Genomic DNA, 18622 nt, shown 5'->3' with positions numbered 1-18622 from the left:
GACCGCGATGACCGCTCCCGGACAGGGCCACGACGAACCGACGGCCGCCACGCCGCCACCCGGCACGGCGCCACCCGACATGGCGCCGGTGCCCGAGCGGATCCTGGCCGCCGCCCGGGCCGCGCCGGGGCAGTGGATCGGGCTGGTCGACCCGAACTGGCAGGGCGAGGGGCAGCCACCGGACTGGGCGGTGATCGGCCGGTGGCGTGCGGGCGAGGACGGCTCCGTCGAGGAGTTCGCGCCGAACGCGGAGTACCGCCCGTCGCCGCTGGCACGCGAGTGGCCCGCACCGACCGACCCGGTCGACGCCGCCGTCCAGCTGGCCGCGACCGGGTACGGGCCGGGCGACGACGTCTACCGCGCGCTCGCCTCGGCCCGGGTCGCCGTACTGCTGGACGAGTTCGGCACCGTCGGCGGCTTCGGACTCCCGGACGGCGAACCGGCCGTGGTCGTGTTCTCCGCGCGCTCCTGGCTGGAGGCCGCGGGAAGCCCCGGGCACGCGGTGGTCGGCCCCGGCACGCTGCTCGAACGGCTGCCCCCCGGCCTCGGGATCGTCGTCAACCCGGGAGCCCCGGCCGCGATGAGGCTGGAGCCCGGCCCCCTGTGGGCGGCCCTCGACGCCCGGGAGCGGGCCGGCGACCGGGGCGGCCCGCTCCGCCCGTTCGGCTGAGCCGGCCCGCACCGGGCCGGGCAGCGGAAGGGCCCGCCACCGGGGGACGGTGACGGGCCCGCGGATCCCCGCCCGGCTCAGCCGGCCAGGCCGCGCAGGGTGTGGTAGACCCCGCAGGCCTGGAGCGCCAGCGGCAGCAGGGCCAGCGCGCACAGGGTGTGCAGGACGTCCGCGAGGCGGCCCCAGTAGGGCAGCAGACGGCGGCCCGGCACGGTCCAGGCGGCGACGAGGAGGGCGGCCGTCAGCGTCAGCAGGACCGCGAGCAGGAGCAGCCGGTCGGTGGTGGAGGCGCCGGCGGCGGCGCGGGTGAGCAGCACCAGGCCGCCGAGGACACCGGGCAGCAGGACGGCCAGGCGCTGGCGGATGCTGCCGACGGCCCGTCCGTGCAGCAGGAGCAGCAGGCTCAGCGCGCCGGCCTCGGCCGGGCCGGCCCAGCCGTCGGCGAAGGGCAGCACGGTCAGGCAGACGGCGCAGACGGCGCCGATCGCGGTGTGCAGGGCCATCAGGTAGTCGTCGGCGACCAGGGCGCGGGGCAGCACGGCGGCGGCCGGGACCGGCTCGATGTTCTCCTGGAGCTCGTCCGCGTTGCGCGGCAGCATCGGCAGCCGCAGCCCGGACAGCCGGAACGCCAGCGAGGGCACGAAGGCGCCGACCAGCACGGCCACCACCCCGACCACCGCCACCAGCTGGGCGAGCGTCATCCCGGCCAGCACCAGCACCCCCGACAGCACCCCGAGCAGCGCGACCAGCGCCACCCCGAGGAACAGCGGCGCCGCCGCCCCCACCGCTGCCAGGGCCAGCACCGCCGCCCCGGCCCCGGCCGAGGAGGCCGCCAGGATCCGGGCACCGAGCAGCTCGCCCCCGCCGCCCCCGCCGCCCCCGCCGGACCCGCCCGGCCCGTTCGGCAGCAGCAGCGCGGCGAGCGCCAGGTACGGGACGGCGGCGGCGCCCAGCGCGGCGCCCGCGCCCGCGTCGGCCATCGCCCGGGAGGCGCTGGCCGCGCCGAGCAGCAGCAGGACGGCGACCGCCGCGGCGGCGGCCTCGCGCGGGGCGGCCGGGCCGGACAGGGCGAGCAGCACCCAGCCGGCCGCCAGCGCCGTCAGCGCCAGGGCCAGCGAGAGGACCCGGGTGAGGGCCGGGCGCCAGGTGTCGCCGCGCTCGTTCATGCCGGTGGCGACGCCGTCCACCAGATCGTCGAAGTGCACCTCCGGCAGGGCCTCGTGGCGGGCCCGCAGGTACAGGGCGTCGCCGTCGTGCAGGCCGAGCGCCTCGGCGGTGCGCTCCTCGTCCAGCGGCTCCTCGCCGAGCCGCTGGAGCACCCAGCCGCCGTGCTCCAGGCCCTCCTCGGCGAGCCCGGGCCCGGCGTGCCCGAGGACGGCGGGCAGCAGGTCGGCCAGGGGCACATCGGCGGGGACGGCCAGCTCGAAGGCCGTCCCCGGCGCATGGAACCTCAATCGGCACAGTCCTGCCACGACACTGCTGCTCACGCCGGTCCTCCGGTTCGCTGGGCGGTGGTCCGCCTCTCCGCCCGGATGAACGGCCTGCCCGGCGTGCTGCGTTCAACCGGTGTGCCGCGGCCGAACCCCGCACCGCTGAACCTCCGGTGCCGCGCCGTCCGTCACCCAGAGGGAACGGCCGTGGTGAGAAGGAGCCCTGAGTGAGCGTGGAGCTGATCAACCGGACGCCCCGGCGTCCGGGGCCCGAGATGCCGGACGGCGAGATCCAGCTCCAGGAACCGCCGGGTCTGCCGGAGAAGCAGAGCGGCATGGCCAGCGTGATCAGCATGGCGCCGATGGCGCTCGGCTCGCTGTCGATGGTGTTCATGTTCCTGCACCCGGGCGGCGGCGAGGGCAGCGGCGGCATGCTCAGCTACGTCGCGATGGGCATGATGGCGCTGTCCGCCGTCGGGATGCTGGTCACCCAGCTGATCCGCGGCTCCAGCGACCGCAAGCAGCAGCTGCGCGCCGAACGCCGCGACTACCTGCGCTACCTCTCCCAGATGCGCCGTCAGGTGCGCCGCTCGATCGACGCCCAGCGCAAGGCCCTGGCCTGGCGGCACCCGGCACCGTCCGAACTGGGCTCGCTGGTCGGCACCACCCGGCTGTGGGAGCGACGGGCCTCCCACCCCGACTTCAGCGACGTCCGGATCGCGCTCGGCGCCCAACGCCTGGCGACCCCGCTCGCTCCGCTGGCCACCAAGCCGGTGGAGGACCTGGAGCCGCTCTGCGCCCACGCGCTGCGCCGCTTCATCCACGCCTACGGCACGCTCGCCGACCAGCCGATGGCGATCCACCTGCGCGGCTTCGCCCACCTGCTGCTGCGCTCCGACGACCCCGAGGCCGCCCGCTCGCTGGTGCGGGCGGTGCTGGCCCAGCTCGCCGTGGTGCACGGCCCGGACGAGCTGTGCATCGCCGTCGTCACCGACCCCGAGCGGCGGGCCGAGTGGGAGTGGGCCAAGTGGCTGCCGCACGCCCTGCACCCGACCGACACCGACGGCGCGGGCCCGGTCCGGCTGGTCGCCGGCAGCCTCGGCGAGGTCGAGCAGCTGCTCGGCGAGGAGTTCACCGGCCGTCCCGGCTTCGAGCCGGACGCCGTACCGGCCCGGGACGAGCCGTTCACCGTCCTGGTCCTGGACGGCCCCGGCGCCCACTCCGGCAGCCGCGCCGCGCTGGCCGGTTACCGCAACGCCGTCCTGATCGACCTCGCCGACTCCCTGGAGTGGCGCCCGGCCCGCACCACCCTGCGGCTGCGGATCGAGGACGGCCGGCTCACCATGGTCGGCGCCGACCGCAACCGCAAGGACGTCGTCACCGACCTCGGCCGCCCCGACGGGCTCCCCCTGCCCGCGGCGACCCGCCTCGCCGCCCGGCTCGCCCGCTACCGGATCGCCGACGGCGTCGACGCCGCCGAACCGCTCGCCACCGACTTCGACCTCACCGCCCTGCTCGGCATCCCCGACCTGCACGCCCACGACGTCGAGGCCCTCTGGGCGCAGCGCGGCATCCCGCAGCGGCTGCGCGTCCCGCTCGGCCTCGGCCCGGACGGCCGGCCCGTCGACCTGGACCTCAAGGAGTCCGCCCAGGGCGGCATGGGCCCGCACGGCATGCTGATCGGCGCCACCGGCTCCGGCAAGTCCGAGCTGCTGCGCACCCTGGTGCTGGCGCTCGCCGTCACCCACTCCTCCGAGGTGCTCAACTTCGTCCTGGTCGACTTCAAGGGCGGTGCGACCTTCCTCGGCCTGGACACCCTGCCGCACACCTCCGCCGTGATCACCAACCTCGCCGACGAGGCCGCCCTGGTCGACCGGATGCGCGACGCCCTGCACGGCGAACTCGTCCGCCGCCAGGAGGTGCTGCGCGAGGCCGGGTACGCCTCGCTGCTGGACTACGAGACCGCGCGCGCCGCCGGCACCGCGCTGCGGCCGCTGCCCACGCTGTTCGTGGTGGTCGACGAGTTCAGCGAACTGCTGTCCGCGCACCGGGACTTCATGGAGCTGTTCGTGATGATCGGCCGGCTCGGCCGCTCGCTCGGCGTGCACCTGCTGCTGGCCTCGCAGCGGCTCGACGAGGGCCGGATGAGCGCCCTGGAGTCCCACCTGTCCTACCGGATCGGCCTGCGCACCTTCTCGGCGATGGAGAGCCGCGGCGTGCTGGGCGTCCCGGACGCCTACCAGCTGCCCTCCCAGCCCGGCAACGGCTTCCTGCGCAGCGACATCTCCACCCTCACCCGGTTCAAGGCCGCGTACGTCTCCGGCCCGTACCGCCCCAAGCGCCGTGCCGCCCAGCAGGCCGCCATCGCCGGACAGGTCGTCGCCTACGGCACCGAGTACGTGATGCCCCGGCAGCTGCCGGTGGCGGCGGCCGAGACAGAGGAGGAGCAGGTCTCGGCCGGCTCGCTGCTGGAGATCGCGTCCGGCCGGCTCCGCGACGCCGGGCCGCCCGCCCACCGGGTCTGGCTGCCGCCGCTGGACGTCCCGCCCACCCTCGACGAACTGCTGCCGCCGCTCGTACCGCACCCCGAGCGCGGCCTCACCACCGAGGACCGGGCCCGGCACGGCACCCTCGGCCTGCCGGTCGGCGTGGTCGACCGCCCCTTCCACCAGCTGCGCGACCTGCTCACCGCCGACCTCTCCGGCGCCGGCGGCCACGTCGGCATCGCCGGCGCCCCGCAGAGCGGCAAGAGCACCCTGCTGCGCACCCTGATCACCGGGCTCGCACTCACCCACACCCCGCGCGAGGTCCAGTTCTACTGCCTGGACTTCGGCGGCGGCACGCTCTCCGCGCTGCGCGGCCTGCCGCACGTCGGCGGAGTCACCGGCCGGCACGACGGCGAGCGGGTGCTGCGGACCGTGGCCGAGGTCAACGGGATCATCACCCGCCGGGAGAAGTACTTCGCCGAGCTCGGCATCGACTCCGTCGCGTCCTTCCGCCGCCGGCGGGCCGCGGGCGAGCTGCCCGACGAGACGCACGGCGACGTCTTCCTGGTGGTCGACGGCTGGAACACCCTGCGCCAGGAGTTCAACGACCTCGTCCAGCCGCTCACCCTGATGTCCCAGCGCGGCCTCAACTACGGCGTCCACCTGGTCGTCGGCACCACCCGCTGGGGCGAGATCACCGGCGGTCTGCGCGACCAGCTGCAGACCCGCTTCGAGCTGCGGCTCGGCGACTCCGTCGACTCGATGATCAACATGCGGGCCGCCGCCAAGGTGCCCAAGCTGCCCGGCCGCGGCCTCACCGACGAGCAGCTGCACTTCCTCTCCGCACTGCCCAGGATCGACGGCTCCGGGAACACCGACGACCTCGGCGAGGGCGTCGCCGACCTGGTCGACGCCGTCGCCGCGCACTGGACCGGGCCGCGCGCCCCCGAGGTGCGGATGCTGCCGCTCGTCCTGGACGCCGAGCGGCTGCCCGCCCCCGAGGGCCGGCTGCGGGTGCCGATCGGCCTGGAGGAGACCGAGGTCTCGCCGCTGTGGCACGACTTCGAGGAGAACCCGCACCTGCTGGTGGTCGGCGACAGCGAATCCGGCAAGACCAACCTGCTGCGGCTGATGATCAAGGCCATCACCACCGCCTACACCCCGGCCGAGGCCAGGATCATGCTGGTCGACTACCGGCGCGGCCTGTACGACGCGGTGCCGGAGGAGTACCGGCTCGGCTACGCGGTGGCCGTCGACAAGCTCCGCCAGATCGTGGACGGCGCGTCCCGGGCGATGAAGAACCGCGTCCCGCCCGCCGACATCACCCCCGCCCGGCTCAGGCTGCGCGACTGGTGGACCGGCCCCGAGCTGTTCATCCTCGTCGACGACTACGACCTGGTCGGCTCGGGCAGCGGCGGCCACCCCTTCAACGTGCTGCTGGAGGACCTCGCCCAGGGCACCGAGATCGGCCTCCACGTGGTCGTCGCGCGCGGCGCCAACGGCATCGGGCGGTCGCTGGGCGACCCGCTGATCCGCAAGCTCCAGGAGGTCAACTCGCCCACCCTGCTGATGTCCTGCCCGCCCTCCGAGGGCTACCTGTTCGGCAACCTCAAGCCCCGCCAGTTCCCGGCCGGCCGCGGCCTGTACATCACCCGGCGGCGGACCGTGCAGGTGCAGACCGGGCAGCTGGCGGAGGAGGAGTGATGGGCGCCTCGACGCTGCGGGCGCTCGGCCCGCACTACGTGATCGCACCGCCCGGCGCGGAGGCGGACGGCCTGGCCGAGGCACTGGCGCCGGTACGGGCCGAGCCGCGGGCCCTGCTGCTGCTCGCCGCCGCCGAGGACGCGGCGCCCGTGTTGCTGGCCTCGCTGGACGACCTCGCCCGGGCCGCGCGCGAACGCGACGCCGACGTGCTGGTGCTGGCCGCCTCCGGGCTGGCGGCACTCGGCCCGGACGGCCGCCGGCCCGCCGAACTGCTCGCCAGGCGCTGCGGGTTGACCGTCGTCGCGCCGGACGCGGTGGTCAGCGTCGAGCCGGACGGCACCCTGCCGGCCGTGAACGGGACCTGGTGGCGCTGCCGGCCCGGCGGGGGAGCGGAACCGCTCGGCGGCCGCTGGCCCGCCGCCGCGACCATCACCCCGCTGGCCGGCGGGGCGTTCTGGGTCACCGAGGCGGGGGTGGGGCCCGCCCGGCCCGCCGTGCTGGAGCGGGCCGCCGCACCGCGGGACGGGCTGCTGCTGATCATCGGCGAACCGACCGGGCCGCTGCCCAGCGGTGCCCAACTGGCCAACGCGGCGGTGCTGCTGCAGGAGACGGCCGGACGGGCGGAACACCTCGTGCTGAGCGCGCCGTGGGCCGCACCGGTCGAACTCATCGAACTGGCGGCGGTGTTGGCGGCCTCGCTCGGGCAGGAGGTGCGGGCGGCGATCGGCGTGCCGGTGAGTGCGACGGGGGCCGCCGGGCCCGACGTGCGGACCGTCCACGTGGCGGCGGACGGCGGCGAGGGCTGGGAACCGTACCTCACCGAGCTGGTCGCCCGCCCGAGCGAACGCACCGTCACCGCCGTCGGCTGGCGCACCCGCCCCGACCTGCCCCCGGCCCCCGGGACGGCCCGCTACCCGGCCTTCCCCGGCTGGGAGCTGGAGGCGGTGGCGGCCGGACTGTGGCTGCGCCCGGCCGCCGCCGCGGACCGCGGCCCCCGGCTGCGCCGGCCGGACCCGGCGCGGCCGGTGCTGGTCGTCGGCACGCCGGGCCGGCCGGTGCCGGAGACGGTCTGGGACCACCTCGGTGCGCTGCTGGGCTCGCTCCCGACCGGGGCGGCGCGGCTCGGGCTCGCGGTGGCGGGGATGCTGGACGTGGAGTCGGCGGCGGTGGGGCGGTTCTGCGCGCGGCTGTACGGGCTGGACTGGATCGGGGCGGAGTCGGTGGCGGCGGGTGCGGCGGTGGAGCCGTGGCCCCGGGTCGAGGTCGAGGCCGAGGCTGCGGTGGAGCCGGAGCCGGAGCCGGAGCCTGCGCCGGTGGCCGTGCCCGATCCCGAACCCGAACCGGTGACGGTGCCGGAGCCCGCCGCCAGGGTGTCGACCTCGGGCGGGGCCTTCGTGGCGGAGACCCCGGGGGAAATCAGCGAAGGAACAATATTGCTCCCTGAGGCGATCGGCGAGGAGCCCGAGGCGGCCCCCGAAGCCCCGGCCCCCGAGGCCGGTCCGGCTCCCGAGCCCGAGCCGGTCCGCGAGCCCGAGCCCGAGCCCGACCCGGTCCCCGAGCCCGAGCCCGACCCGGTCCCCGAACCCGTGACACCGGTGGCGCCCGTGACGCCCCCGCCCGCGCCGTCCTCGGCGGGGCCCGCCACCCCCGCCGAGGACGGCGCGGCCCTGGCCGCCCGGCTCGGCCCCGCCTACCAGCGCCTGGCGCGGCGGGCCGAGGACGTCGCCTCCCGGCTGCCCGCCCTGCGCGCCCGGGCGGAGGAGGGCGAGCAGGGCCCCGAACTGGTCGCCGTCCTGCTGCAGCACGGCGACTGCGGCCCGCTGGCCCCGCGCGCCGAACTCCTCGCGGCGGCCCGGTCCGGCGCGCCCGGCCCCTACGGCCCGTACCTGCGCTGCCTGGCCGCGGGCCTGCGGCGGCTGCCCAGCCACTACGGCGGTGTGCTGGTCGCGGGCCCGGCGCAGGACTGCGACCTCGCCGGGTACGCCCCGGGCGCGGTGCTGACCGAGCGGGCCCCGGTGACCGGTCTGGCGGCGCCCGGAGCGGATCTGGGGGAGGACATCGGGATCGAGTTCGCCATCTGGTCCGTCAGCGGCCGCCGCAGCTCGGCCTTCGGCGGTCCGGGCGACCAGCCGACGGTGATCTTCGCCCCGGGCACGGAGTTCGAGGTGGTCGAGGTCGAGCCGGCCGCCCCGGAGGAGGGCCGTCCGGCCCGGGTGCTGCTCCACGAGATCGGCGGCGTCCGCCCGGGCCCGGACCGGCTGCGCACCTGGCTCGCCCGCCGCGACGCCGTCGCCCCCGCCGACCGCGTCCGCCCCGCCGACCCCTCCCGCTACGCCCTGGACCTGGGCGCCGCCTAGAGGTCGAACAGCGCGTCCTGCGGCTCGGGATCGGGTGCGAGCACGGCGCGCAGGCGCCTGACGGCCTGGCGCCACTTCGTGCCGTCGGGCGCCTCGTCCCAGAGCTCGGCGAGCTCGGACGCCCGGGCGACCACGCGGTCGAGTGCCTCGACGGCGAGCGGCCGCAGGTCGGTGGCGAGGACGGGAAGCGCCCGGTCGGGCCAGTAGCTCGTGGTGACCGGTCCGTCGCCCGGGCACCGGGCGGCGATGAGGGCCGCGGCGGCGACGGCCTCCGTTCCCTCGCGGTACTCCAGGTGGTCCCGGGTCCGGACGGTGCGGATCAGCGCCGTGCGGACCAGGGCTTCCCGTGCGTCCTCGGCGGTCTCGTCCAGGGCGTCGGCGAAGTCCGCGGCCGTGTCGTTCTCGAACGGGCCGATGCCCCAGGTGCCCATGGCGCCTCCTCGTGTCACTGTGCGGTGATCCTCGCAGAGGGCACCGACAGCGGCGGCCTCGCGTGCCCCGGTGAACCCCGGGCCGCCGGTCGGCCGTCGGACGGAACGTAGGGCTGTGGTGATCGGCAGGAGGAGTACGGGGATGGGCGAGACGGTGAACGGCGGGTTCCGGCTGGCGGCGGTGTTCGACGCGGTGGATCCGGTGACCGGGCCCGGGTTCGCACCGGACCGGCCGCGGCTGGCGGCGGGCGCGGATCGCGAGGCCGTCGCCCGGTACCTGCGGGCCGGGGCGACGGTGCTGCTGACGCCGATGCTGATGGACGACGTGGTCGACCCGGGGCGGCGCGGCGTCGTGCCGATGGGCTTCCGCACCGACGGCCGGTGGATCTGGACCGACACCGTGACGTACTACCTGGAGGAGTACGGGCTGGCGCCCGACCCCGAGCTGCTCGCCCACGTGCGCGAGCAGCTCGACGAGCCGTGGACGCAGCCCTCGGCGGCGGTGCTGGAACAGGCGGTGTCCTTCGTGCTGTCCCCGCCGGAGTCGGCCGCGGAGCCGGTCTGGACGGTCGGGACCTGAAGCGCGCCGGCCGGCCGAACCGGTCCGGCTGAACCGGTTCGGCCACGCGGGCCGTAGCTCCCCACAGGAGTGTCGTCGAACGCAGGGGATGCATGGTGGGCGAGGAGCAGCGCGGCGAGCCGGAGCGGAGGGCGGGCGGCTTCCAGCTCCCGGCGGTGAACTGGGCGTTGGCGGCCGAGGCGGACCCCGGGGAGCGGGCGGAGCCGGCGCAGGAGCCCGCGAGCGCCGCGACGGCGGTGCTCCCGGCGCCGTCGGCTGCGGCTGCCGGTGCCGGTGCGGGTGCCGCGGGCGCCGCGACGGGCGGGGCACGGACCGGACCGAAGCCCGAGGCCGGATCGAAGCCCGAGGCCGAGGCCGAGGCGGAGCCCGAGTCCGCGGCGCCGACGGGTATCGGGCCGGCGCCGCTGCCGTCCCCCGTCGCGGCCTCGACCGCCCCCGGGGCGCCCGAGGCGGTGGCACTCGCCGCCGTCGCGTCCGCCGAGCCGGCCGGTGACGGCGCCACGGACCCGGGGCCGCGCCCCGGCCGGGTCTCCCGGCCGATGATCGCCGCGGCCGTCGCCGTCGGCCTGGTGCTGGTCGGCACCTCCGTGGTGGTCACCCAGCTGGGCGGCAACGACCCCAAGCACGGGCCGGCCCAGGCCGACGTCCCGCCCGGCTACGGGCAGGGCGGCGGGGACGGCGGCAACGGTTACGTCCCCGGCTTCGACGAGCACGGCGGCACCGGCGGGGGCGCCCCGCCGGACGGGCAGCCGGGTGCGGTGGTCCCGCTGCCCGACGGTTCGGCCGCACCCTCGCCGGGCGACCAGGCGGCCTCGGCTCCCAACGGCGCCGTCGTCCCCAACGGTGCCGGCGGTGCCGGTACGGCCGCCCGTCCCGGCGGCGGCGCGGCCAACCCCGCCCCGGGCGGCGGGACGGACCGCTCCCAGGGCGGTGCGGCGGCCGCCTCGGGCGGCTCGGCCTCCGGCGGCACGGGTGGCGGCGGCGCGGCCAACCCGGCCCCCAACCAGCCCCCGGCGAACCCGCCGGCCGCGCCGCCACCGGCGGCCCAGCAGCCCGCGCCGCCGCCGGCCGCCGCCAAGCCGCCGGCACCGGTCACCGTGATCGCCGGCCCGTACTGCTCGGGCGGCGGCCAGTACAAGACCAACGGCTGGTACGACCAGGGCACCAAGGGCTGGCGCAACAACTCGGGCGGCTACGGCGGCGACGGCTGCAACGGCACGTACGCCTCGATGCCGATGTCCGGCGACGCGAACAAGGACGACAACAGCAACTCGGTGGTCTGGACCTTCACCGTGGACAAGGTCAGCAGCTGCACCCTGTCCGTCTACATCCCGGCCAGCGGCGACGTGAAGCAGGTCGGCGGCAACCCCAGCCTCTACACGGTGCAGAGCGGTGGCGGCCAGATCGGCTCGTTCTCCATCAACCAGACGGCCAGCCGGGGAAGTTGGGTGAACCAGGGCCCGTTCTCCTACCGCGGCCCGATCTCGTTGACGCTGCACAGCCGCGGCCTGGACTGGTCGGGCAGCACCGAGACGTTCGCCCACCACGCCGCCGCCGCCGTCCGCGCCACCTGTACGGCCTGACCCCGCCCGAACCCCCTGAACCACCAGACCAACCCGAACAACCCGAACAACAACGCCCCACGACGAAGGGAACCCCAGGCATGTCGCGCCCGGTGCTGACGGTCTGTGCGGAGCAGCGGGAGCCCGGCTCCTACCGCACGATCGGCGAAGCCCTCCAGGCTGCCCGCAGCGGCGCGGTGATCTCGGTCCGCCCCGGCCGGTACGACGAGAACCTGGTGCTCACCAAGGTGGTGAGCATCACCGCCGAGGACGTCCGGGGCAGCGTGCGGATCAGTCCCCGCCGCGGTTCGGTGGTCCAGGTGCTCACCGAGGCCGTCCAGCTCACCGGCCTGGTGCTCCAGGGGCAGGACGACGACCTGCCCGCCGTCGACGTCCCGCGCGGCCAACTGGCCATGCAGGACTGCGAGGTGATCGGCAACGCGTGGACCGCCGTGCTCACCCGCCAGCAGGGCGAACTCGCCATGCGCGGCAGCCGGGTGACCAACCCGGCCGGAGCCGGGCTGGTGGAGACCTCCACCGGCACCAGCGTGATCGAGGACAGCGTCATCGAGCACCTGGGCACCTCGGCCGTGGTCATCGGCGAGCGGGCCAACCCGACCGTCCGGCGCTGCGTGCTGCGCGACGCGCGCGGCAACGGCCTGTGCGCCAACGGCGAGGCGCGCGGCCTCGTCGAGGACTGCGAGATCTCCGCCACCGACAAGCCCGCCGTCGCCCTGGAGGAGCAGAGCACCACCCGGCTGCTGCGCACCGAGATCCGGGACAGCGCGCTCGGCGTCTTCATCGGCTCCACCGCCCGGGTCGTGCTGGAGGACTGCACCGTCACCGCCGTGCGCGCCCACGGCTACGTCCTCACCAACGGCACCGACCCGCTGCTGCGCCGCTGCCGCGCCGTCCGCCCCCAGGGCCACGGCCTGCACATCGCCGGCCGGGCCCGGGGCACCCTGGAGGACTGCGAGGTCACCGCCCCCGCCCTGGCCGGCATCCACGTCGGCGAGTCGGCCGGGCCCAGCCTGGTGCGGGCGGTGGTGCGCGACGCCGGGACGGACGGCGTCGAACTCACCGGGGAGAGCGCCGCCGAGTTCGACCGCCTGGAGGTCCGGGACGCGGCCGGCGTCGGCATCGTGGTGCGCGACGGCGCCAACCCGCTGCTGCGCCGCAGCACCGTCACCGCCGCCGGCGGCCACGGCATCGAGGCGCTGCGCGACGGGCGCGGCCGGCTGGAGGACGTCACCGTCGTCGACGCCGGTGGGCACGGGGTGCGGATCGCCGACGGCGCCAACACCTACCTCGGCGGCAGCCTGGTGCGCGGCAGCGGGTCCTGCGGGATCTCGGTCGGCGCCGAGGGCATCGCCACCCTGCGCGACGTCGAGTCCGCCGACAACGCCCTGGACGGCGCCGAGGTCGAGCACGGCGGCGACCTGACCGCCACCCGCACCCGGCTGCGGACCAACCGGCGGCACGGGCTGCACCTGCGGTCCGGCGCCCGCGCCACCCTGACCGCCTGCCAGCTCAGCGACAACACCGTGGACGGGCTGCGCTCCGACTCCGTGGAGCCCGTGCGGCTCACCGACTGCGTGGCCGCCGAGAACCAGGGCGCCGGGCTGCGGCAGACCGAGCCGACCGACCGCCTCGCCGTGGAGAACCTCGACAGCCGGGACAACCGCTCTCCGGACGCCCACGGCGCGGCGGCCGTCGCCACCACCGAGCCCGGCGAGGCCCCCGCCGCCGACGGGTCGGACGCCCCGGCCGAGGGCGCCGCGGCTCCCGCGCCGGCCGCACCGCAGGGCCCGCAGGCCGTCCTCCAGACCCTGGTCGGGCTGCAGGGCGTCAAGGAGCAGGTCGCCACCCTGGTCAACCTCAACAAGCTGGCCCGGCGCCGGGAGCAGGCCGGGCTGCCCGCCCTGCCGATGAGCCGGCACCTCGTCTTCGCCGGCCCGCCCGGCACCGGCAAGACCACCGTCGCCCGGCTCTACGGCGCGATCCTCGCCGAGCTCGGCGTGCTGCGCAGCGGCCACCTGGTCGAGGTCGCCCGGGCCGACCTGGTCGCCTCGATCATCGGCGGGACGGCCCTGAAGACCACCGAGGTGGTCAAGGAGGCGCTCGGCGGGGTGCTGTTCATCGACGAGGCGTACACCCTGTCGGCGGGCTCCGGCGGCACCGGACCGGACTTCGGCCGCGAGGCCATCGACACCCTGGTCAAGCTGATGGAGGACCACCGCGACGACCTGGTGGTGATCGTCGCCGGGTACGAGGCCGAGATCCGCGAGTTCCTGGCCTCGAACCCGGGCCTGGCCTCCCGGTTCAGCCGCACCGTCGAGTTCCGGAACTACAGCGACGAGGAGCTCACCACGATCGTCGAGCACGCCGCCGCCGGGCACGGGTACGAACTCGTCGAGGGCACCCGGGAGGCGCTCGCCGCGCACTTCGACCGGATGCCCAAGGGCGCCGACTTCGGCAACGGCCGGGCCGCCCGCAAGGTGTTCGAGGAGATGGTCGACCGGCAGGCCTCCAGGCTCGCCGAACTGGAGCACTTCGACAACGAGGCGCTCACCCGGCTGCTGCCCGCCGACGTGGGCGAGCAGGCCGCCGCCGACGAGGCGAAGGCCGACGAACCCGGCCTGCTCGACCGGCTGCGCGCCATGGTCGGCCTCGCCGCCGCCAAGGAGCAGGTCGAGGACCTGGTCAACCTGACCCGGCAGACCCGGCGCCGGGTCGAGGCCGGGCTGCCCGCCGCCACCATCAGCCACCACCTGGTGTTCTCGGGCCCGCCCGGCACCGGCAAGACCACCGTCGCCCGGCTGTACGGCGAACTCCTCGCCGAGCTCGACGTGCTGCCCTCGGGCCAGCTGATCGAGACCGCCCGCGCCGACCTGGTCGGCCGCTACATCGGCCACACCGCCCAGCTCACCCGGGACGCCTTCGAACGCGCCCGCGGCGGCGTGCTGTTCATCGACGAGGCGTACACCCTGACGCCCCGCAACGGCTCCGGAGGGGACTTCGGGCAGGAGGCCGTCGACACCCTGATGAAGCTGATGGAGGACCACCGCGACGAGGTCGTGGTGATCGTGGCCGGATACCAGGAGGAGATGCGCGGCTTCCTCGCCTCCAACCCCGGCCTGGCCTCCCGGTTCTCCCGGGAGATCACCTTCGACCACTACGCGGACGACGAACTCGTCACCATCGTCCGGGTGCAGGCCGAGGCCGCCGGCTACACCTGCACCCCGGAGACCCTGGCCGCGCTCGGCACGCTGTTCGCGGCCGTCCCGCGCGACCGCTCCTTCGGCAACGGGCGGTTCGCCCGGCAGGTGCTGGAGGCGATGATCACCCGGCAGGCGGGCCGGCTGTCCCGGCTGGACATCGCGGACCTCGACGAGCTCAGCCTGCTGCTGCCGCAGGACATCCCGGCCGAGCGGATCGGCAGCCTCGCATGAAGCGGGCGCCCCTGGCCCGGGCGGTGGCCGCGCCGCTCCTGGCCGGGCTGCTGCTGCCCGTGGCGGGCCCGGCCGCCGCCGACACGCCCGCCGGCCCCGACGCCCTGCCCGGCGTCAGCCAGCAGCGTCGCGACGCGAGCGGCCGGTCGGCCGGCTGCCTGCCGCCGTCGACCAAGGGCACCCAGCTCACCCCCTGGCCGCAGACCTTCCTGCGGCCCGACCGGGTCTGGCCGCTCAGCCGCGGCGAGGGCGTCACCGTCGCCGTCCTCGGCTCCGGGGTCAAGGACGGCAGCGGCCTGCTGGCCGGCCGGCTCGACCTGGCCCAGCTGCCCGGCGGCCCCGACCCCGCCCAGGACTGCGTCGGCCACGGCACCTTCCTGGCCGGCCTGATCGCCGCCGACCAGCGCGAGGGCGCGGGCTTCGCCGGCCTCGCGCCGCGCGCCCGGATCCTCGCCGTCCCGGTCACCAACGACGCCGGAACCCCCTCGGCGGACCTGCTGGCCCAGGGCATCACCGCGGCCGCCGACCGCGGCGCGCGGGTCATCGCGGTCGGGGTGGCGCTGCCGAACGGCACCGACGCCCTGGCCGCCGCGGTCCGCGCGGCGCGCGGCAAGGGCGCGCTGATCGTCGCCCCGGCCGCACCCGACACCGTCCCGACCGACGGCTCCGGAACCGCCAAAGCCGTCCCGGCGGTCTACCCGGCGGCCTACCCCGAGGTGCTCGCCGTCCGCGACCTCGCCCCCGGCGGCGCGCTCCCGGACGGCCCCTCGGCCGTCCCGGTCGGCGGCCGCGTCGACCTCGCCGCCCCGGGCGACGCCGTCACCGGCCCCGGCCCGGCCCCCGGCGGCTACTACACCGGCGCCGGCCCCAGCTTCGCCACCGCCTTCGTGGCCGGCACCGCCGCCCTCGTCCTCGGCTACCGTCCGGACCTGACCGTCGACCAGCTGACCCAGCGCCTGGAAGCCACCGCCTACCGCAGCCCCGACCCCCAGTACGGCCACGGCACCGTCGACCCCGTCGCCGCCGTCACCCGCCTCGCGGCGCCCGGCGCCCCGGCCCCGCCGACCGCGGCCGCCGCCCCCACCATGCCCCCCGTCCCGCCCGCCGGCGACGCCGGTCACCGGGCGGGTCTGATCGCGCTGTCCTCCCTCGCCCTCGTCGCCCTGGTCGCGGCGGCGGGCGCGGTGGCCCCCCGCGCCCGCGCCCGGGGCTGGCGCCCGGGCCGGGCGGAGGAGAGCTGACGGGTCGGCGGGGACGGGAGGGGCCGGCGAGGTCGACTTCCCGCTGGGCTCCCGTGCTTTCCCGCCATTGGCTCGCCCCGCCGCTTCCCCGGAACCCGGCAGGGAAGGCAGGTGGTGCCACCTACCTCCAAGGAGAGCTGTGAATCTTCGGATCGGTAAGGGAACAGCGGCGCTTGTCGCCGGAATCGCGATCACCACGGGCTTCGCGGCCGCACCGACCGCCGGCGCCGCGACAGCGCCTGCGCTGTCGGCCGGGGAGAGGACCTTCGTCAACGTCAACTCCGGCAAGTGTCTGGAGATCTGGGGCGACGCCACCGGCAACGGCGCCCGCGCGGGCCAGTGGGACTGCAACGGATCGGCCACCCAGCAATGGCGGCTGTCCTACAACGGCGTCTGGGCCACCATCGTCAACGTGAACTCGGGCAAGTGTCTGGAGATCTGGGGCGACGCCACCAATGACGGCGCCCGCGCCGGCCAGTGGGACTGCAACGGGTCGGAAACCCAGCAGTGGTACTGGTATTCCACCGGCGAGCTCGGAAACGCGAACTCGGGCAAGTGCCTGGAGATCTGGGGCGACGCCACCCACAACGGTGCGGTCGCCGGCCAGTGGCAGTGCAACGGGTCCGCCACCCAGAAGTGGCGCTGAGCCGCGCCCGGACGCGGTAGCGGGGGCCGCCTGCCGCGCGGGCTTCCCGGCGTGGACCGCGGGGGAAGGCCACCTCGTGAGTGGGCGAGGCGGTGCCCTGCGGCGGATCGCCGTCCTCTCCCCGGCCTCCCGGCCTCCCGGCGCCCGCCGGGAGGCCGGGGAGCGGCTCGGCCCGCGCCCGTCCGGTGGGTCGCTCCCTCTGCGGCCCCGCTCAGCCCCGGCGTTCGGCCATGGCGTCGCCGACGAGGGCGGCGAGTTCGAGGTAGTCGAGGCGGGCCCGGGGGCGCAGGGCGGCGGGGGCCGCCTGGGGGCGGCCCGGGAGCGGGAGGGCGAGGGCGCCGCGGCAGCGGGTCCGGAAGTGGAGGAGGAGGTCGCGGCCGGCGACCGGGCGGTCGGTGGGCGGGGCGGGGGTGAAGACGGCGGTCGCCCCGCGGGCCAGCTGCTCGTGGCCGAGGGCGGTGAGGTGGTCGAGGAGGTCTTCGGCGGTGCGGGCGCCGTCGGCGCTGGCCCGGGCGCAGAGGATCAGCTGGTCGGCCCGGTCGACGGCGGCGAGCTGGACCTCGGCCGGGGCGTCGGTGGTGTCGGCGAGGACGACCGGGTAGTGGCCGCGGGCCTCGTCGAGGGCCTCCCGCACGGCGGCCGGGTCGGGTCGTACGGATCGCAGCACGAGCCGGCCGCCGGTACGGCACTCGCTCCCGGCGGGCCCGGCGGTGGACAGGACGAGCACCGGGTCGGCCCGGTGCTCGGCGAGCAGGGCGCCGAGGACGGCGGCGGCCCCCTCGGCGGGGCCGCCCAGGACGGCGATCCGGTGGCAGGCCCGCAGCGGCACCCGGACGCGTTCGACCAGGCGCCGCCGCCGTGCCTCCCCGCCGCCGGGCAGGACGAGCCGCAGGGCGCGCGGGAGGTCCGTGCCGGGGCGTTGTGCGGGCGGCTCGGGCAGCGGTCCGGGTGCCGCGCCGGTGTCGGTGTGCCGGGCCGGCGGCTCCGCCGGCGGGACGGCCGAGGGCGCCGCCGAGGGGGGTTCGGCGGTCTGGGCGCGGGTGAACAGCTGGCGTTCGGCGGGCGGGATGAGGACGGTGCCGAGCGGGTCGAGCGGGCGCCGGGGCAGCAGGGCGACCGGCTCGGGCCAGGCGGCGGGCGAGTAGTCGGGTGCGGCCGGGGTGGTGCTGCCCGCGCCCGCGGTGCCGTCGGAGAAAGCCATCGGATGACCTCCCGGTCCAGGGTGCGCCGGACCGGTGCCTCCGGTCCGGCCGGCCCGTACAGCCGGGAGTACGGCTGAAGGCGCCGCTCCGGTTCACTGAACCGCCCTCGGTGGGGGGCCCGTTGAGCGGGGCAGGGTGCACGGAGCACCCTGGTCGCATCGGGAGGTCCGCATCGGAAAACCCTCCGCCCCACCGGCTACCGATCGGTACCGTCATCCGGTGGCACCCGGCGCCTGCCGAGTGCCACCGAGTCGGAAGGAGCGTGAGTCCCGTGAACGGGACGGGGGAGGGACGCGGCATGGCCGCGGACGGGCCGGAGGCGCGGGAGTTCGTCGCGGCCCTGGTGCGGGCCGGGGCGCCGAGCGCGGACGGGCCGGCCGCGCTGGCGGTGCCCGAGGCGGAGGCGGAGGAGGTGATCGCGGTCGCCCGGAGGATGGCGCTGCGCGTGGTGCCGGAGGGCCGGTGGTGGCCGCGGCCCGCGACGGCGCTGCTGGACATGGCGACGGCGCTGGTGGTGGACGAGCACCCGTCGGCCCCGCAGTGGTCGGCGGCGGAGCGGCAGCGGCTGACGGGCTGGGTCGCGGTGCTGATCGAGCACCGGGGCGAGGACGGGGTGCAGGAGCTGCTCCGGGCGCTCGGCGGGGGCTGAGACCGCCGGGCCCGGGGCGGTGGGGGCGCCGTCCGGGCGGTGGCGCGGGCGCCGCGGCTCACGGCCGCTAACGACCGGCCAACAGTCGTCGGCGCCCGCCAACGGTGGCACCCGGGACCGGTCCGAGTGCCCCGGGCGGGGGCGTTGGTGCTGCCTTGGTGCGGACTTGGCGGCCTCCGGCAGTGTGCTGTTGCAGCCACCGCCGGGGGATG

Annotated in this window: 12 protein-coding genes; 9 read left to right on the top strand and 3 right to left on the bottom strand. The window is 76.7% G+C overall.

All coding sequences use genetic code 11. From position 1 onward, the window contains the following. The first annotated feature begins 7 nt into the window (after positions 1–7). Positions 8–670: a type VII secretion system-associated protein gene (locus ACGFSC_RS27455; protein WP_359899432.1), complete on the top strand. Its 663-nt coding sequence runs from the start codon at positions 8–10 to the stop codon at positions 668–670. Positions 671–747: 77 nt separating this feature from the next. Here the strand turns inward: ACGFSC_RS27455 and eccD are convergent, their stop codons facing one another. Continuing rightward, a complete protein-coding gene (gene eccD / locus ACGFSC_RS27450) occupies positions 748–2124 on the bottom strand; it encodes a type VII secretion integral membrane protein EccD (RefSeq protein ID WP_359899430.1) in 1377 nt (458 codons plus the stop codon). Positions 2125–2327: 203 nt separating this feature from the next. Between eccD and eccCa the strand changes: the two genes are divergently transcribed. Both eccCa and ACGFSC_RS27440 read left to right on the top strand, forming a co-directional pair. Then, positions 2328–6290, top strand: a complete 3963-nt coding sequence (gene eccCa / locus ACGFSC_RS27445; RefSeq protein ID WP_380355883.1) for a type VII secretion protein EccCa — start codon at positions 2328–2330, stop codon at positions 6288–6290. Then, positions 6290–8647 carry a hypothetical protein gene (locus ACGFSC_RS27440; RefSeq protein ID WP_359899429.1) on the top strand — a complete coding sequence of 786 codons (2358 nt, stop codon included), beginning with the start codon at positions 6290–6292 and terminating at the stop codon, positions 8645–8647. Before eccCa ends, ACGFSC_RS27440 begins: the two co-directional genes overlap by 1 nt. Here the strand turns inward: ACGFSC_RS27440 and ACGFSC_RS27435 are convergent. Next, positions 8644–9078 carry a DUF4259 domain-containing protein gene (locus ACGFSC_RS27435; RefSeq protein ID WP_359899427.1) on the bottom strand — a complete coding sequence of 145 codons (435 nt, stop codon included), beginning with the start codon at positions 9076–9078 and terminating at the stop codon, positions 8644–8646. The two genes, ACGFSC_RS27440 and ACGFSC_RS27435, sit on opposite strands and share 4 nt — an antisense overlap. A 142-nt stretch (positions 9079–9220) precedes the next feature. Between ACGFSC_RS27435 and ACGFSC_RS27430 the strand changes: the two genes are divergently transcribed. From ACGFSC_RS27430 to ACGFSC_RS27410, 5 genes are all read left to right on the top strand, one after another. Beyond that, positions 9221–9658, top strand: a complete 438-nt coding sequence (locus ACGFSC_RS27430) for a hypothetical protein (RefSeq protein ID WP_359899425.1) — start codon at positions 9221–9223, stop codon at positions 9656–9658. A gap of 92 nt (positions 9659–9750) precedes the next feature. Next, positions 9751–11241: a hypothetical protein gene (locus ACGFSC_RS27425; protein WP_359899423.1), complete on the top strand. Its 1491-nt coding sequence runs from the start codon at positions 9751–9753 to the stop codon at positions 11239–11241. Positions 11242–11321: 80 nt separating this feature from the next. Beyond that, complete coding sequence (locus tag ACGFSC_RS27420; RefSeq protein WP_359899421.1) at positions 11322–14672, top strand: right-handed parallel beta-helix repeat-containing protein; 3351 nt, start codon at positions 11322–11324, stop codon at positions 14670–14672. After that, on the top strand, positions 14669–15913 hold the full coding sequence (locus tag ACGFSC_RS27415) for a S8 family serine peptidase (protein ID WP_359899419.1): 1245 nt from the start codon (positions 14669–14671) through the stop codon (positions 15911–15913). The genes ACGFSC_RS27420 and ACGFSC_RS27415 overlap by 4 nt, the downstream gene beginning before the upstream one ends. 139 nt (positions 15914–16052) lie before the next feature. After that, positions 16053–16559 carry an RICIN domain-containing protein gene (locus ACGFSC_RS27410; RefSeq protein ID WP_359899417.1) on the top strand — a complete coding sequence of 169 codons (507 nt, stop codon included), beginning with the start codon at positions 16053–16055 and terminating at the stop codon, positions 16557–16559. A gap of 211 nt (positions 16560–16770) precedes the next feature. Here ACGFSC_RS27410 and ACGFSC_RS27405 read toward each other — a convergent pair whose 3' ends face one another. Then, entirely contained in the window at positions 16771–17760 is a 990-nt protein-coding gene (locus tag ACGFSC_RS27405; RefSeq protein ID WP_359899415.1) for a hypothetical protein, read from the bottom strand. 272 nt (positions 17761–18032) lie between these two features. Here ACGFSC_RS27405 and ACGFSC_RS27400 point away from each other — a divergent pair, with 272 nt between their 5' ends. Then, complete coding sequence (locus ACGFSC_RS27400; protein WP_359899413.1) at positions 18033–18410, top strand: hypothetical protein; 378 nt, start codon at positions 18033–18035, stop codon at positions 18408–18410. Positions 18411–18622 lie beyond the last annotated feature (212 nt).

Origin of the sequence: Kitasatospora sp. NPDC048715, assembly GCF_043198905.1 — a bacterium.
Taxonomy (GTDB): Bacteria; Actinomycetota; Actinomycetes; order Streptomycetales; family Streptomycetaceae; genus Kitasatospora; species Kitasatospora lactacystinica.
Note: the sequence above shows the minus strand (reverse complement) of the source record. Positions and strands in the feature narration are given on the sequence as shown.

Coding starts and splice junctions, on each gene's coding strand:
- ACGFSC_RS27440 (WP_359899429.1), top strand. CDS start 6,290: ATGGGCGCCTCGACGCTGCGGGCGCTCGGCCCGCACTACGTGATCGCA.
- ACGFSC_RS27435 (WP_359899427.1), bottom strand. CDS start 9,078: ATGGGCACCTGGGGCATCGGCCCGTTCGAGAACGACACGGCCGCGGAC.
- ACGFSC_RS27430 (WP_359899425.1), top strand. CDS start 9,221: ATGGGCGAGACGGTGAACGGCGGGTTCCGGCTGGCGGCGGTGTTCGAC.
- ACGFSC_RS27425 (WP_359899423.1), top strand. CDS start 9,751: ATGGTGGGCGAGGAGCAGCGCGGCGAGCCGGAGCGGAGGGCGGGCGGC.
- ACGFSC_RS27405 (WP_359899415.1), bottom strand. CDS start 17,760: ATGGCTTTCTCCGACGGCACCGCGGGCGCGGGCAGCACCACCCCGGCC.
- ACGFSC_RS27420 (WP_359899421.1), top strand. CDS start 11,322: ATGTCGCGCCCGGTGCTGACGGTCTGTGCGGAGCAGCGGGAGCCCGGC.
- ACGFSC_RS27415 (WP_359899419.1), top strand. CDS start 14,669: ATGAAGCGGGCGCCCCTGGCCCGGGCGGTGGCCGCGCCGCTCCTGGCC.
- ACGFSC_RS27455 (WP_359899432.1), top strand. CDS start 8: ATGACCGCTCCCGGACAGGGCCACGACGAACCGACGGCCGCCACGCCG.